Annotated in this window: 12 protein-coding genes and 1 pseudogene; 3 read left to right on the forward strand and 10 right to left on the reverse strand. The window is 68.2% G+C overall.

Annotated elements, in window-relative coordinates; all coding sequences use genetic code 11:
- Positions 1-40: 40 nt before the first annotated feature.
- A complete protein-coding gene (gene sppA / locus ACN28I_RS30125; RefSeq protein ID WP_420945365.1) occupies positions 41-1,837 on the reverse strand; it encodes a signal peptide peptidase SppA in 1,797 nt (598 codons plus the stop codon).
- Between the two features lie 325 nt (positions 1,838-2,162).
- On the opposite strand from sppA, the gene ACN28I_RS30130 reads away from it, so the two are divergent.
- Positions 2,163-3,122 (forward strand): alpha/beta fold hydrolase, encoded by a 960-nt coding sequence (locus tag ACN28I_RS30130; RefSeq protein ID WP_420945366.1) that lies wholly within the window; start codon positions 2,163-2,165, stop codon positions 3,120-3,122.
- 9 nt (positions 3,123-3,131) lie between these two features.
- Here ACN28I_RS30130 and ACN28I_RS30135 read toward each other — a convergent pair whose 3' ends face one another.
- The 3 genes from ACN28I_RS30135 to ACN28I_RS30145 are packed head-to-tail and all read right to left on the reverse strand — an operon-like array spanning position 3,132 to position 5,075.
- A complete protein-coding gene (locus ACN28I_RS30135) occupies positions 3,132-3,755 on the reverse strand; it encodes an imm11 family protein (RefSeq protein WP_420945367.1) in 624 nt (207 codons plus the stop codon).
- The gene (locus ACN28I_RS30140; RefSeq protein ID WP_420945368.1) at positions 3,752-4,216 is read right to left on the reverse strand and encodes a DUF6968 family protein; all 465 of its coding nucleotides are present in this window, start codon (positions 4,214-4,216) and stop codon (positions 3,752-3,754) included. The genes ACN28I_RS30135 and ACN28I_RS30140 overlap by 4 nt, the downstream gene beginning before the upstream one ends.
- Before the next feature lie 25 nt (positions 4,217-4,241).
- Positions 4,242-5,075: a class I SAM-dependent methyltransferase gene (locus tag ACN28I_RS30145; protein ID WP_420945369.1), complete on the reverse strand. Its 834-nt coding sequence runs from the start codon at positions 5,073-5,075 to the stop codon at positions 4,242-4,244.
- 270 nt (positions 5,076-5,345) lie between these two features.
- Between ACN28I_RS30145 and ACN28I_RS30150 the strand changes: the two genes are divergently transcribed.
- A complete protein-coding gene (locus ACN28I_RS30150) occupies positions 5,346-8,168 on the forward strand; it encodes a M16 family metallopeptidase (RefSeq protein WP_420945370.1) in 2,823 nt (940 codons plus the stop codon).
- Between the two features lie 98 nt (positions 8,169-8,266).
- On the opposite strand, the gene ACN28I_RS30155 is transcribed toward ACN28I_RS30150, so the two are convergent.
- Together ACN28I_RS30155 and ACN28I_RS30160 are read right to left on the reverse strand one after the other, a co-directional pair.
- Positions 8,267-9,070, reverse strand: coding sequence for a TOPRIM nucleotidyl transferase/hydrolase domain-containing protein (locus tag ACN28I_RS30155; protein WP_420945371.1), 804 nt, complete (start codon positions 9,068-9,070; stop codon positions 8,267-8,269).
- A 133-nt stretch (positions 9,071-9,203) separates the two neighbouring features.
- Positions 9,204-10,058, reverse strand: a pseudogene (locus tag ACN28I_RS30160) (hypothetical protein); the annotation flags it as partial.
- 139 nt (positions 10,059-10,197) lie between these two features.
- Between ACN28I_RS30160 and ACN28I_RS30165 the strand changes: the two are divergent.
- Positions 10,198-10,893, forward strand: coding sequence for a hypothetical protein (locus ACN28I_RS30165; RefSeq protein WP_420945372.1), 696 nt, complete (start codon positions 10,198-10,200; stop codon positions 10,891-10,893).
- An 11-nt stretch (positions 10,894-10,904) separates the two neighbouring features.
- Here the strand turns inward: ACN28I_RS30165 and ACN28I_RS30170 are convergent, their stop codons facing one another.
- The 4 genes from ACN28I_RS30170 to ACN28I_RS30185 all read right to left on the reverse strand — a co-directional run bounded on the left by ACN28I_RS30170 (position 10,905) and on the right by ACN28I_RS30185 (position 13,357).
- Positions 10,905-11,441 carry a DsbA family protein gene (locus ACN28I_RS30170; RefSeq protein WP_420945373.1) on the reverse strand — a complete coding sequence of 179 codons (537 nt, stop codon included), beginning with the start codon at positions 11,439-11,441 and terminating at the stop codon, positions 10,905-10,907.
- Positions 11,442-11,646: 205 nt separating this feature from the next.
- Complete coding sequence (locus ACN28I_RS30175) at positions 11,647-12,102, reverse strand: VOC family protein (RefSeq protein WP_420945374.1); 456 nt, start codon at positions 12,100-12,102, stop codon at positions 11,647-11,649.
- A gap of 143 nt (positions 12,103-12,245) precedes the next feature.
- Positions 12,246-12,671, reverse strand: coding sequence for a hypothetical protein (locus tag ACN28I_RS30180; RefSeq protein WP_420945375.1), 426 nt, complete (start codon positions 12,669-12,671; stop codon positions 12,246-12,248).
- 125 nt (positions 12,672-12,796) lie between these two features.
- Positions 12,797-13,357 (reverse strand): Uma2 family endonuclease, encoded by a 561-nt coding sequence (locus tag ACN28I_RS30185; protein WP_420948746.1) that lies wholly within the window; start codon positions 13,355-13,357, stop codon positions 12,797-12,799.
- Positions 13,358-13,530: the final 173 nt, after the last annotated feature.

The following is a 13,530-nucleotide window of genomic DNA, read 5'->3' on the forward strand; positions in this document are numbered from 1 at the left end:
TCCAGGAATACGTGATTTTACTGACCTCGCGGGCCCGGGACTACCAGGAGGTCTCGGGCACCGGCGCGGAGAGCACCTGCCGGCGCTGCTCGCCCACCACGCCGAGCTGCGTGCCCAGCCGGTACAGCGCCCGCGTCTGCTCGAACACCGGGTGCCACGGCGCCGTCATCCGCACGCCCGCCGCCTCGTCCTCGCTGTTGTCCCCCTGCTTCTCGCCCAGCAGCTCCGAGAGCACCTCGGCCGCTCCCTTCTTCCGGGGGAACACCTCCACCCGCACCGGGCCCTCCAGCTTCGCCGCTTCCTTCGCCAGCTTCAGCGCCACCGGGAAGCCGCCCAGCTCGTCCACCAGCCCGTGCGCCTTCGCGTCCTCCCCCGTCCACACCCGCCCCCTGGCCACGTCCTGCATCTTCTCCAGCGGCATCTTCCGCCCCGCCGCCGCCTTGCCCGTGAAGTCCGCGTACACCCGGTCCAACGACGCCTCGTGCTTCGCGTTCTGCTCCGGCGTGAAGTCCGCGTCCGAGGTGTACATCGTCGCGTTCTTCCCCGCCCCCAACGGCTCCCAGTTCACCCCCAGCTTCTCCCAGAACTCCGCCGTCACCATCTTCCCGCTGTACACGCCGATGCTCCCCGTCAGCGTCCCGGGCTGCGCGACAATCTTGTCCGCGTCCATCGACACGAAGTACCCGCCGCTCGCCGCGTACGTGCCCATCGTCACGATGACCGGCTTGCCCTTCTCGCGCGCCCGCTGCACCTCGCGGCGCACCGAGTCGCTCGCCACGTAGCTGCCTCCGGGGCTGTCCACCCGGAAGACGATCGCCTTCACCCGCTCGTCCTCCACCGCCTTGCGGAACGCCGCCGCCACCGTGTCGCTCCCCATCGTCACGTCTCCCGACATGGGGTTGGCCCGGCTCTGCCCCCGCGAAATCTCCCCCGCTCCGTAGATGAGCGCCACCGACTGCGGGCCCGTCTGGTTCGGCCGCCCCGCCCGCTCCAGGTACTTCTCCAGGTAGAGCAGCCGCGCCCCCTCGCCCGCCGCCTCCTTCACCTTCGCGTACACCTCGTCGCGGTACAGCAGCCCGTCCACCAGCTTCGCCTCCAGCGCCTCCTGCGCCAGCAACGGCGCCGCGTCCACCGCCGCCCGCGCCTGCTCCTCGCTCAGGTCCCGCTCCTCCGCCACCCCCTTCACCATCTGCCCCAAGAGGCTCGTCAGGAAGCGCTCCGTCTCCTCCCGGTGCGGCCCCGTGTACGTCTGCTCCGTGAACGTGTTCACCGCCGCCTTGTACTCGTGGCGCTTGCTCATCCGCGGCTTCACCCCGAGCTTCGCCAGCGCGTCCCGCGCGAAGGGCGTCTCGATGGCCACCCCCGTCACCGACACCTCGCCCGAGGGCTGCACGTACACCTCGTCGAACGCCGAGGCCAGGTAGTACCCCCCCGTCGCGTTGCCGCTCTCGCCGAACGTGTCCGCGTACGCCACCGCCTTCTTCCCCGTCGCCCGGAAGGCCTTCACCGCGTCCCGCAGCTCCTGCACCACCGCCGTGCTCCCCGGCGTCCCACTCACCTTCACCACCAGCCCCTTCACCCGCTCGTCACCCCCCGCCTTCTCCAGCGCGTCCACCACGTCCCTCACCGTCAGCCGCTCCGAGCCGAACGCGCTCGCCAGCGAGTCCTCCGGCACGTACTCCACCAGCCGCTCGTCCAGCTCCAGCTCCAGCACCACCTGGCCCGGCACCGTCGGCTTGTTGGACGCCCCCAGGATGAGGAGCCCCACCAGGCAACCGAAGAGGAGAATGCTCAGCGCGCCCACCACCGCGAGCGAGCCGACGAAGAAGCGTTTCATGCGAGAAGCTCCCGACACCTGCGTGTCCGTGTACGACGTGGGCTTACTACTAACCGCCTCGCCTGACGACGCCCGCTCCACCCTTCCCCGCGCCCCCTGGGCGGCCAGACGTCTCCCACCGCGCATTCCCCCGGCCCGCGCCCTGCAAGCGGGCACCCTCCCCCACCCTCCGGGGAAAGCGGTTTGTCCTGGGCTGGAAAAGTATTCTGGTGGCGCACGGGTTTCGGAGGACTTCCGGAGAAGGGGGGCTCCCGATCCTGAAGGGGATGCCTATTCCTAGCGGAGCCGGACCCTCCGGGTCCGTCCCCCGACAGGAACGCGCGCCATGATGGACGAACTCCTCTCACCCTCCGTGCAGATGCCTTCTCCGATGGCGCGGCCCCGCCAGGGCCCGGCGATGACGGTGCTGGAGCCGCCCACGGCCTGGAGGGACCCGGAGAACGAGTCGCCCTTCTTCGAGCCCATCCCGGTGCGCGTGCACACGGTGGAGGGCGCCGGGGGCGTGGCCCTGCGCGTGTACGACGCGGGGGACGTGTACGGGCCGACGCTCTTCTTCGTCCACGGCTTCTCCCAGTGCCACCTGGCGTGGCGGCGGCAGTTCCAGAGCGCCCTGGGCCTGGGCTTCCGGCTGGTGGCGTTGGACCTGCGGGGCCATGGGCTCTCGGACAAGCCGCGGGACTCCTACGGGGATGGCCGGGTGTGGGCGAGGGACCTCCATGCCGTCATCACCGCGCTGGAGCTGGAGCGGCCGCTGATGGTGGGCTGGTCCTACGGGGCGATGATCGTCGCGGACTACCTGCGCCACTTCGGCCAGGGGTACGTGGCCGGGGTGCACTTCGTGTCCGCCATGGTGAAGAGCGGCTCCGAGGAGGCCTTCGGGATGCTGTCGCCCGAGATGCACGCGCTCGTCCCCGGGCTGTTCACCGAGGAGGGGGGCCGCGACACCCTGGAGCGCTTCGTGTCGCTGCTGCACCACCAGCCGGTGTCCCAGGAGACGCGCAAGCGGGTGCTGGCGTACACGGAGCTGGTGCCGGCGTACGTGCGCGAGGCGCTCGGCTCGCGCTCCGAGGATTATGACGACGTGCTGCAGGGGCTCTCGGTGCCGGTGCTGGTGACGCACGGGCTGGAGGACCGCATGGTGCTGCCCGCCTCGAGCCGGCACATCGCCTCGCTGGTGCCCGGGGCCCAGGTGTCCTTGTACTCGGGCGTCGGCCACTCGCCCTTCTGGGAGGACGCCCGCCGCTTCAACCGCGAGCTGGCCGCCTTCGCCGCCCGGTGCTGGTAGGGGGCCCCGTTACACCTCGGTGAAGCGCGTGCCGGTGAGGCCCTCGCGCTCCAGGGCCTGCTTGAGGTCCTCGGAGACGATGAGGGACAGGGTCCAGCCCCAGGGGCGCAAGACGCGGGCGCCTTCTGTTTTCGCCGGGTCGATGCGCATCCCCCGCACGTACTTGTACTCGCCAATCTTCTCCGGCTGGCCGTCATCGGGCGTGAAGTACTTCACCTCGGCGCAGCGGGCGTCGTCGATGCAGCGGAGGATGCGCAGCGCATTGAGGATGAAATAGGGCCCGGCGTGGCCGTCCACCTGGACGGGGAGGAACTGGACCTCCTGGATGCCCAGTTGCTCGATGCACTGGATGAAGCGGCTGTTCACCAGAGGGATGGAGAATGAGTCCCAGCTGAAGTCGAGCTCCACTCCGTCGGGCCTCACGGGGAAGCGGATCGTTCCCATCGCGTCGAGCCTTTTGCCCTCACTGAACTGCCAGGGATTGATCTTCTGCCCGTGCTCATCGACGGGATGCCGAAGGTGCCAGCGCCCGGGGTGATACACGTCGTCCCTTAGTTCGTAGTACCTGGGCACGCTTTTCGCGCTGACCTCGGTCTTGGGATTCAGTCCTTTCACGAGAGCTGTGGGATTCATCGTTGGTGCTTGGTGCTCCGCTTTCCACGACCCTCTAGCGTGCGAGCGAAGCGGTCCGTTTCCCGGTCCACCAGCTTCTCCAGCCGCAGGGTGAACGCCGGTCCGAAGAGGTCGGGAATCACCTTGGGAAATCCCAGCCAGCCGTCCTGTCCTCCCGCCCAACTCAGGGCTTTGGCATGTGGGGTGAGGCCGAGGCGGATGGCCTGCAATGCATTCTGAAGGGCCTGCATGGAGTCCATGCCCCAGGCCTCGCGGACCGTCCGGTCTCCGAGTCCCTCGAGGCTGTAGGGGCAGAAGTAGTCGCCCGTCGCGCGATCCTTCCTGGGCTTCCCGATTCGGATTCGTACGGACGAGTCACCCTGCCCTCCGACCGTCAGGGTTCGTTCGGCGATGACCGTTCCCAGTGCATGGGGCCCGGGGGCGCTCTTCTTCGTGGTGGATCTCTTCGCTCTGGTGGCCATCGGCCCTCCAGGGTCACGCCCAGCCTCACTCCACACCGGACTCGTCCACGCCTCGCGGGTTCGCCGGGCGCCGTCCCCACGTGGCCACCATGGCGGGGCCGAAGAGCCAGGCCGAGGGGTCTCGCATCAGCGTGGTGGCCTCGGCCAGCTCCTGCCGGGTGAGCAATCCATGCGCCTCCATCTGCGGCTGGAGCTGCTCCGCCGTGAGCCTCCAGAACTCGGCCGCCGGCGAGCCCCCATGGAAGAAGGGCACGTCCACGTCGGTGCCCACCTGCTCCAGCCCCAGCTTCCGCATCAACCCGGGCACCTTTCGCGCCCACGCCCCATCCATGCCCCGGCGGTGCCCCGCCTCGAACATCGCCTCCCACAGCCGCGGATAGGCCGACGGCACCCCCTTCTCCAGCAGCGTGGGGAAGGACTCATGCTCCTCCACCAACAGCCACCCCCCGGGCTTGAGCGAGGCGGCGAGCTGCTCCAGCACCTGCTCCCGCTGCGGCAGGTGCATGAGCACCAGCCGGACGTGCGCGAAGTCGAAGGTCCGCTCGGGCGGGGGTACTCGGGTGATGTCCTGCTGGCGGACCTCCAGGTTCGGCACCGCCTTCCCCGCCAGGAAGCGCGGGTCCAGGTCCACCGCCAGCACCCGGCCTCGAGGGCCCACCTGCTGGCTCAGCCACAAGGCGATCGAGCCACTGCCGAAGCCCAGCTCGAAGCAGTGCCAGCCCTCGCACGGGCCCAGCCGCCGAACGCGCCGGTGGGTGGCTGGATCCGAATGCTCCGCCAGGTACTCCAACCGCTCGCGGACTTCCTCTCGGGCGAACACATAGGCATCCGCGGCCTTCACGGACTCCGGGCGCGACATGGGGGCTCCCTTCGCGGGGTTGAAGCGGCTCGCGCATGCTATCCGGCGCCAGGAGGGGACGACGAGCCCTCGGCCGCCGCTTCGCCCCGGTCTCTCCCAGAGGGAGAGGGGATGGCCCGAGTGCTCCCCTGGCCAGTCCCGGCCCACTTCGTTCAGCCCTGGGCTTTCCCCCGCTGTATCCCTTCCCTCGGGAACACGGCCGGGGGATGCCCGGTTGGTAGCCTCCGGACGTCGTTCTGTCTCCCCCTCGCGAAAGCAGGCCTCTCCCGTATGACCCTTCACCCCCGCTTCCGCCTCCTCGTCGCGGCCCTCCTCGTCGCCTGTACTCCCCCGCTCGTCAACGGGCCGGGCCCCTCGGCGCCCCCCTCCGACGCCGCCTCCCAGCCCCGCGCCGAGGCCCCCGCCAGCCCCTCCGCTCCCTTCACCAGCGTCGAGGGCATCACCGAGTACCGGCTCGACAACGGGCTGCGCGTCCTCCTCTTCCCCGACCCCACCAAGCCCACCGTCACCGTCAACGTCACCTACTTCGTCGGCTCGCGCCACGAGGGCTACGGCGAGACGGGCATGGCCCACCTCCTCGAGCACCTCCTCTTCAAAGGCACCCCCACCACCACCAACGTGCCCCAGGCCCTCACCCAGCGCGGCGCCCGCCCCAATGGCACCACCTGGCTGGACCGCACCAACTATTACGAGACGCTCCCCGCCTCCGACGAGAACCTCTCCTGGGCCCTCTCCTTCGAGGCCGACCGCATGGTCAACAGCTTCATCGCCAAGAAGGACCTCGACAGCGAGATGACCGTCGTGCGCAACGAGCTGGAGCGCGGCGAGAACGACCCTTCTCGCATCCTCTTCCAGCGCGTCATGAGCGCCGCCTTCAACTGGCACAACTACGGCAAGCCCACCATCGGCAGCCGCGCGGACCTCGAGAACGTCCCCATCGAGCGCCTCCAGGCCTTCTACCGGAAGTACTACCGGCCCGATAACGCCATGCTCGTCATCGCCGGCGCCTTCGAGCCCCAGAAGGCCCTCGCCGAGGTGCGGAAGACCTTCGGCGCCCTGCCCAGGCCCGCCGAGCCCCTCCCCGTCACCTATACCGAGGAGCCCACCCAGGATGGCGAGCGGCTCGTCACCCTGCGCCGCGTGGGCGATGTGAGCGCCCTCACCGCCGTCTACCACGTGCCCGAGGGTGCCCACCCCGACTTCGCCGCCATCGACGTGCTCACGCACATCCTCGGCAACGCTCCCTCCGGCCGCCTCTACAAGGCCCTCGTGGAGACGAAGAAGGCCTCCAGCGCCGGTGCCTCCAACTTCCAGCTCCACGACCCCGGCATCCTCGCCTTCTCCGCCGAGGTCCGTGAGGGCCAGCCGCTCGAGGCCGCCCGCGACACCCTCCTGAAGACCGTCGAGGAGGCCGCCCTCAAGCCCTTCTCCCAGGACGAGGTGGACCGCGCCAAGACGGCCCTGCTCAAGTACGTGGAGCTGATGCTCAACGACTCGGAGAGCGCCGCCATCCAGCTCTCCGAGTGGGCCGCCATCGGCGACTGGCGCCTCTTCTTCCTCCACCGCGACCGGATTGAAGCCGTCACCGCCGCCGACGTCTCGCGCGTGGCCCAGAGCTACCTCAAGTCCTCCAACCGCACCCTCGGCCAGTTCATCCCCACCGCGAAGCCGGACCGCTCGGAGATGCCTCCGCGCGTCAACATGGCCTCCATGCTCGAGGGCTACAAGGGCCGCGGCGAGGTCGCCGTGGGCGAGGCGTTCGATCCCTCCCCCGCCAACATCGAGCAGCGCGTGCAGCGCTCGCAGGCCGCCGGGCTCAAGCTGGCGCTGCTGCCCAAGAAGACGCGCGGCGAGATGGTCAACGTCACCTTCAACCTGCGCTGGGGCACCGAGAAGACCGTCTGGGGCCGCTCGGACGCCGCCGACTACGCGGGCATGATGCTCATGCGCGGCACGAAGAAGCACACGCGCCAGCAATTGCGCGACACCTTCGACAAGCTCAAGGCCCGCGTGGGCGTGGACGGCGGTGCCACCGGCGCCAGTGTCTGGATTGAAGCCCCGCGCCAGAACCTCCCCGAGGTGATGAAGCTGGTGGCCGAGGTGCTGCGCGAGCCCGCCTTCGACCCCAAGGAGTTCGCCCTCCTCCAGGAGGAGCGGCTGGCCGGGCTGGAGGCGCAGCGCAGCGAGCCCAATACGCAGGGCCGCATCGCCTTCTCACGCGCGCTCTCGCCCTACCCCGCCGGGCACCCGTACTACGCGGAGACGCTGGACGAGTCGCTCGCCGGCGCGAAGGGCACCACCCTGGAGCAGGCGCGGGCCTTCTACCGTGACTTCTACGGCGCCTCGCAGGGCGAGCTCGCCGCCGTGGGCGACTTCGACGCCGAGGCCCTGAAGCAGCAGGTGGCCGAGCTGTTCGGCGGCTGGAAGAGCCCGGCGCCCTACGCGCGCATCCCGGCGCAGCCGTACAAGGCGGGGACGCAGGCGCTCATGCTCGAGACGCCGGACAAGGCGAACGCGCTGTTCCTGGCGGGCCAGGGGCTCGGCGTGCGCGACGACAACCCGGACTACCCGGCGCTGGTGCTCGGCAACTTCCTGCTCGGCGGCGGCTTCCTCAACTCGCGGCTGGCCACGCGCGTGCGCCAGCAGGACGGCCTGTCCTATAGCGTGGGCAGCTCGCTGAGCGCGGGCTCGTTGGACCCCGTGGGCTCCTTCTCCACGTACGCCATCTATGCGCCGCAGAACGCGGCGAAGCTGGAGACGGCGGTGCGCGAGGAGTTGGAGAAGGTGCTGAGCCAGGGCTTCACCGCGGACGAGCTGGAGAAGGCGCGCTCGGGCCTGCTGGAGTACCGGCGCACGGGCCGCGCGGATGACGGGGGCCTGGCGCGCACGCTGGCGTCGTACCTGTACTACGGGCGCACGCTGGAGTTCGACGCGGCCTTCGAGAAGCGCATGAGCGAGCTCAAGCCCGACGACGTGCGCACGGCGCTCTCGCGCTACCTGGACTGGAAGAAGGTGACGGTGGTCAAGGCCGGCGACTTCGCGGGAGCGGAGAAGAAGGCCAAGGCCCCCGTGCCCACGCCGCCCGCGAAGTAAGGCGTTTCACCGCGGCCATTTCACCGCGGCCACTTCCCCTCTCCCTTCGGGAGAGGGACGGGGTGAGGGTGGTGCGGACCCCGGGTTCGCCACTGCCCTCACCCTTCGTGTTTCCGGGGTTCCCTCAGCGGGGTGTGAATCAATTCACGGACGAACCGCCTGGCCTGCTCGAGGTGCGGATCCTGTCGAAGGTCCTTGCGCAGGACCTCCGCCACCCAGGCGTTTCCATGTCCACCCACGGTGGGGTCGAAGCTCTCCATTTCGCCCCGCTCCACGATGAAGAGCCCGAGCTGCTTGAGGTCGGCGAGGAGCTTCTCGGCCGTCTGGCGTTCCTGCCCCGCTGGCACCGCGTCCAGTCCTACCCGCTTCGCCTCATCCCAAGGCGAGGTCTTCTTGAGGATCTCCTGGATGCGTTTCGTGGCCTCGCTCGGGAAGACCGCTGTGTTGACCTGACTCAGGATTTTTCCGATTTCTGCCTGGACATGAGTGGTTTCCAGCTCTGGCCGCCGCTTTTCGACGCCTGATTTGACCTGCTTCCAACGCGGTTGGAAGTGGGTCCAGGTGCCGCCGAGCGCCGCGATGGCCTGCTGCAGAGGGGACTCGCTGTTCAAGACATCGAAGTCCACCACGGCACGGGTGGGAATGCCGATGCTGGCCAGGGCGGCGGCGATCGTCGGTATCTTGTGCTTGCCACCCGTGCTCGTGAACATGACATCCGGTATCCGGGTGTCCGTGTTCTCGGGCTGAGCCGCCTCCAGGAGCGCGGCATAGAAGCGGCAATCTCCATCCGCCTCGCAGAGCACGACCTGCTCGTGGAAGAGGCTGTCCAGGGTATTGGAGAAGCGGAGGATGGGATCGTCCCAGAAGCTCTCGAATCCGGCTGGTATCGAGCGCACGCGCATGATTGACATCTCCCTCGCGCGTGAGCCGGATGACCTTGAGGTTCGCGGAGTTCGCATCCAGGAGCCCACGAAGCAGATCCCCACTGTGGGTCGCGATGATGAGTTGGCGTCCGGCGGGCTTCTCCCTGGCCAACAACGTTCCGAGAAAGCGGGCCTGGGGCGGGTGGAGGTAGGCCTCGGGCTCGTCGATCAAGACGACGAACTTGTCGACAGCCGTGACCTGGAGGAGGCAGCTCGCGAAGCTGCGCATTCCGTCTCCCTGGTGTTGGAGCAGAGGGAGCTTTTCGAGCTTCCGGGCATAGCTGGCGGAGACACGGTCTTCGCCGGGCTCGAAGGGAGGAACTTCGCCGCAATGGATCGGGATTTTGCTACCGGCGGCGCGGTTGAGGATGAGTGCTTGTCCGAAGGCGCGTTGAAAGTAGCGGCTGAGCCGCTGGGCCAGTGCCTCATCCATGCACATCTTCTGGATGGGATGGTGCGCGGTGCCTGTCGCGAGGTTGATGGCCTTGGCGGGCTCGGTCGCCGTGAATCGATTGGGGAGATCGAGCAGGTAGAAGAAGAGAGAGTTGAACGGGGAGAGATGGGTGGCGTTCGCATCCTCCCAGAAACACCGGAGGAGCTCCTCACCCACCCGGTAGAGGTCGGCACGAAAGGACACCCTGGAGATTGAGGTCCTGATGTCTCCATGCAGCACCCAGTCCTCGAACTCCTTGAGGTTGTATTCCGGTGCGGTGGGAGAGGAGTCTGGCCGACGGTAGGGAGCTAATCGCTCCAGGAACTCCTGGGTCGTTCCGGAATGCTGAATCACCAACCCGGTGACCACGTTGTTTTCCGATGCGTGGCCCTGGACCAGGTTGATGATTTCGCGAAGCGTTGCGCTCTTCCCGGCGTTGTTGGGACCGACGATGACGACGATGGAGTCGGGTTCGAGCTCGATGCTCTCACCGCCGCTGAACGTGAGTTGTTGGAGGGAGATGGACGGGCTCATGACCTGAAGCGGCGTACGTTTTCGAGGAGTAATGAAACGTGAGGTCAGCCGCAGCCGATCTACCACGAGCCTCGAACCGTCTACCCCCGGGGTTGTGCGCTCCCTGTCGAGGTGCAAACGTCACGAGCACAGGGGGCCCATGAACCAGAGCATCGAGCAGGAAGAGGCGGCGCTGTTCGCGGAGTGGAAGGAGCACCTCACGCAGGGGAACCGTTCCTTCTACCCGGATGGGATGGCCAGGGGCTCCTCGTACTGGGACTCAAATCCGCGAGTGCTCTTCCTCCTCAAGGAGGTCAACGCGGACGAGAGCGTGCCGGCCTGGAACCTCTTCGACGTGGTGGGGGATGGCAGCATCGGCCCGACGTGGACCGTCATCTCCTACTGGACCCATGGCATCCACCGGGGCGGACTTTCCTGGGAGGATGTCCCTGCGGCAGACGTCGAATCCCGGCGCGAGGCCATCTCGAAGATCGCCGTCGTCAATCTCAACAAGTGTGGCGGCACGGCGACCAGCGTCGACTCGGAGCTCTGGGCCGCCGCCTACCGGGACAGGCAGTTTCTCATCCGGCAGCTTCGTCTCTACGCCCCCCACATCATCATCGCCTGCGGTGTCGGGGACATCGCCAAGCACATCCTCTTCGATGAGCACTGGAGCAAATGGGAAAAGACGTCGACGACGCCACCCCTGTACTGGCTTCGCCCCAAGGCGCTCGACACCCTGCTCGTCTGGACGAGCCACCCGCAAGCCCGGCGCTCCCATTCAGAGATGTACACAGAGGTCATCGAGGGGTTGAGGGAGATCAAGGCTCTCCCGAGCGGTAGCTCTCCGCGTTAATCACTCCCTGCTCACCCGCCGTACGCGGCCGGGCCTCCCTCGATCGCCGCCAGCAATCCATCGGGGGAATAGTCGCCCTCGTAGCGGCGCCCGTTCAGGAAGAAGGACGGCGTTCCCTTCGCGCCGATGCGCTCCCCTTCCCTCACCTCGCGGCGGATCCGCTCCAGGAAGCGGTGCTCCGCCAGGTCCCGCTCGAACCGGTCCACGTCCAGCCCCAGCTCATCCGCGTAGCCCACCAGCGCGGGCACCTCCAACTCCTGCTGGTTCTCGTACAGCAGCCCGTACATGTCCCAGAACCGGCCCTGCGCGCCCGCCGCCTCCGCCGCTTGCGCCGCTGGCATCGCGTCCGGGTGCAGGTGCGTGAGCGGGAAGTTCCGGAACACGAAGCTCAGCCGCTCCCCCAGCACCTGCTTCACGTGCTTCACCGACACGTAGGCCTTGGCGCAGTAGGGGCACTGGAAGTCGCCGTACTCCACCAGGGAGATCGGCGCGTCCTTCGGTCCGTCCACGTGGTCCTCGGGACCGATCTTGATTCGAAGCTGACTCACGGTGCTTCCTCCGGAGGGGGGCCTTCAGCGCTCGCGCCGGGAAGCCCTCTCGAGGGCCTCACCCCACCGAAGCTGGACCTCGCTCCTTCCGAGCGCAAACCCCGGGCCCGGACGGTTGCTCTCTCCCCGGTCGGCACGGCCAGCGGCTCCCACGTGGGAATGCTCCACGGTGCCGCGGCCGCCCCGTCCCACGGGCGTTGCCGCCCTACCCGCCCAGCTTCTCCATCCGGCGCTGCATCTCCTCGGGCGACACGTCCTCGACGTGCTGCGCGAGCAGCCACTGGTAGCCCTCGGGGTCCTCCACCAACGCCGTCCGGTCCCCGAAGAACTGGTTCTCCGGCGGCCGCATCTGCTTGCCTCCCGCCTTCAGGAAGCGCTCGTTCAGCGCATCCACGTTCTCCGTGTAGAGGCTCAGCCTCACCGGCGTGCCGCCCAGATCCTTCGCGCTCTTGTTGCCCCACTCCGGCATCGAGTCCGCCAGCTTCAGCCGCGAGTCGCCAATCCGCAGCTCCGCGTGCGCGATCTTCCCGCCCGGCATCGACAGCCGGAACAGCTCCGTCGCGCCGAGCGCCGTCTTGTAGAACTCGATCGCCTTCGCCGCGTCGCGCAGCGAGAGGTACGGCGTCAGCGAGTGGTATCCGTCCGGAATCGTCTTGGGCATGTGTGCTCCTGGGGAAGGTCCCGCTCCCCGGCGGGGCCCACGAGACTCCTCGGCTCCTCCGTCCCGGGCAAGTCCGCATGTCGGGACGGGGTCACCCCCGGTGTGCCTCCGCGTTCCAGGGGCTCCCCGCCGCGGGGCCCACGTCAGGAGAACACGAGCGTGGCCTCTCCCGTCAGCTTCACCTCGGAGTACGTCTGGGTCTGCCGGGTGGAGGGGGCGACGAACCCCGGGGTGCGCGTGGTGATGCCCAGCGTCTGGATTTTCACGCGGCGGTCCCCTCCCGTCAGCAGGGCGCTGGGAATCAGCACGCTGAAGAAGATTCCCTCGTCATCCGCCGCGTTCGACTGGAGGACGATGGTGACCAGCGTGCCGATCCCCACCTCCACCTGACGGATTTCATCGCCTCGTGCACTCACCTGACGGCTGCGATCCCGGTACTGCATGAGCGGCTGACCGGTGATGCTCGTGGTCGAGAAGCTCACCTGGATGTCCTTCCCGCGCAGGGTGAACTGGTTGGGAGAGACGGGAGAAACGGCCGCGCCCTGCGTGGTGGATTCCATCTGGTTCATAGGATTGCCTCGCATGTCTGGGCGGCGACCCCTCGCGGAGCGCCGCGGGTTTCGCCGAGGCTGAGGGGGCTCGCGCGACTCGTGACCTGCGAGCGCCCACCCGGCCGGCTGCCCGGAATCCAGCGTCAGCGCTGCCAGAGCAGGCCCAGCTCCAGCCGCAGGGGCGTGAAGGGCTCGGCGTGTACGTGGGCCTGTGCGGTATGCGTGCCCAACGGCTCCCAATGGCCACCGTCCAGGCCGTACACCTCCATCGCCTGCCGCAGCGGATCCACCAGCCACAGGTGGCGCACGCCCTCGCGAGCGTAGACCTTCATCTTCTTCTCCCGGTCCAGCACCGCAGTGGAGGGAGAGAGCACCTCGCAGACCCAGTCTGGCGCGAGGGTGAGGCCCACCACCTCGGGCATCACGGGCATGCGCTCGCGGCGCCAGCCCGCGATGTCCGGTACCAGCACGTCCTCGCCCAGGTGCAGCTCGGGCTCGAAGAGGAGCAGCCAGCCGCCCGGGCCTCCCCTTCCCAGGTGGAAGGGCCCATAGAGCTCATGGTGCAGGGCTCCGTGTGCGAGTGCGTGGGGTGTAGCCGGGCGGGGGCTCGTGTACAGCTCGCCGTCCACCAGTTCCGCCACGAGGTGTGGAGGGACCGCTTCCAGGTCCGCGTACGTCGCCTTGCGTCTCTGGCCACCGCCCATGTCCGGAGCATGGGCAGCCGGGCGTGCCTCTTCAAGGGGCGCTCGGGCCCCACTGCTGGAGTCAGGGTGCATACGAAGACACTACACCCTACTTCTGACATCAGGTACCCCGGGAGGTTCTGTCACGTTGGCCCTGTCCCGGGGCCGCTCGCTTCGCCGCTTTTCGGGCCTCC

The sequence above is a fragment of the Archangium gephyra genome, assembly GCF_049060025.1.
In the GTDB taxonomy this organism is placed as follows: Bacteria; Myxococcota; Myxococcia; order Myxococcales; family Myxococcaceae; genus Archangium; species Archangium gephyra_A.

Bases quoted from the DNA above. Each gene is read 5' to 3' on its own strand.
- ACN28I_RS30130 (WP_420945366.1), top strand. From the start codon at position 2,163: ATGATGGACGAACTCCTCTCACCCTCCGTGCAGATGCCTTCTCCGATG.
- ACN28I_RS30150 (WP_420945370.1), top strand. From the start codon at position 5,346: ATGACCCTTCACCCCCGCTTCCGCCTCCTCGTCGCGGCCCTCCTCGTC.
- ACN28I_RS30155 (WP_420945371.1), bottom strand. From the start codon at position 9,070: ATGCGCGTGCGCTCGATACCAGCCGGATTCGAGAGCTTCTGGGACGAT.
- ACN28I_RS30175 (WP_420945374.1), bottom strand. From the start codon at position 12,102: ATGCCCAAGACGATTCCGGACGGATACCACTCGCTGACGCCGTACCTC.
- ACN28I_RS30185 (WP_420948746.1), bottom strand. From the start codon at position 13,357: ATGGGCGGTGGCCAGAGACGCAAGGCGACGTACGCGGACCTGGAAGCG.
- ACN28I_RS30140 (WP_420945368.1), bottom strand. From the start codon at position 4,216: ATGGCCACCAGAGCGAAGAGATCCACCACGAAGAAGAGCGCCCCCGGG.
- ACN28I_RS30165 (WP_420945372.1), top strand. From the start codon at position 10,198: ATGAACCAGAGCATCGAGCAGGAAGAGGCGGCGCTGTTCGCGGAGTGG.
- sppA (WP_420945365.1), bottom strand. From the start codon at position 1,837: ATGAAACGCTTCTTCGTCGGCTCGCTCGCGGTGGTGGGCGCGCTGAGC.
- ACN28I_RS30145 (WP_420945369.1), bottom strand. From the start codon at position 5,075: ATGTCGCGCCCGGAGTCCGTGAAGGCCGCGGATGCCTATGTGTTCGCC.
- ACN28I_RS30180 (WP_420945375.1), bottom strand. From the start codon at position 12,671: ATGAACCAGATGGAATCCACCACGCAGGGCGCGGCCGTTTCTCCCGTC.
- ACN28I_RS30135 (WP_420945367.1), bottom strand. From the start codon at position 3,755: ATGAATCCCACAGCTCTCGTGAAAGGACTGAATCCCAAGACCGAGGTC.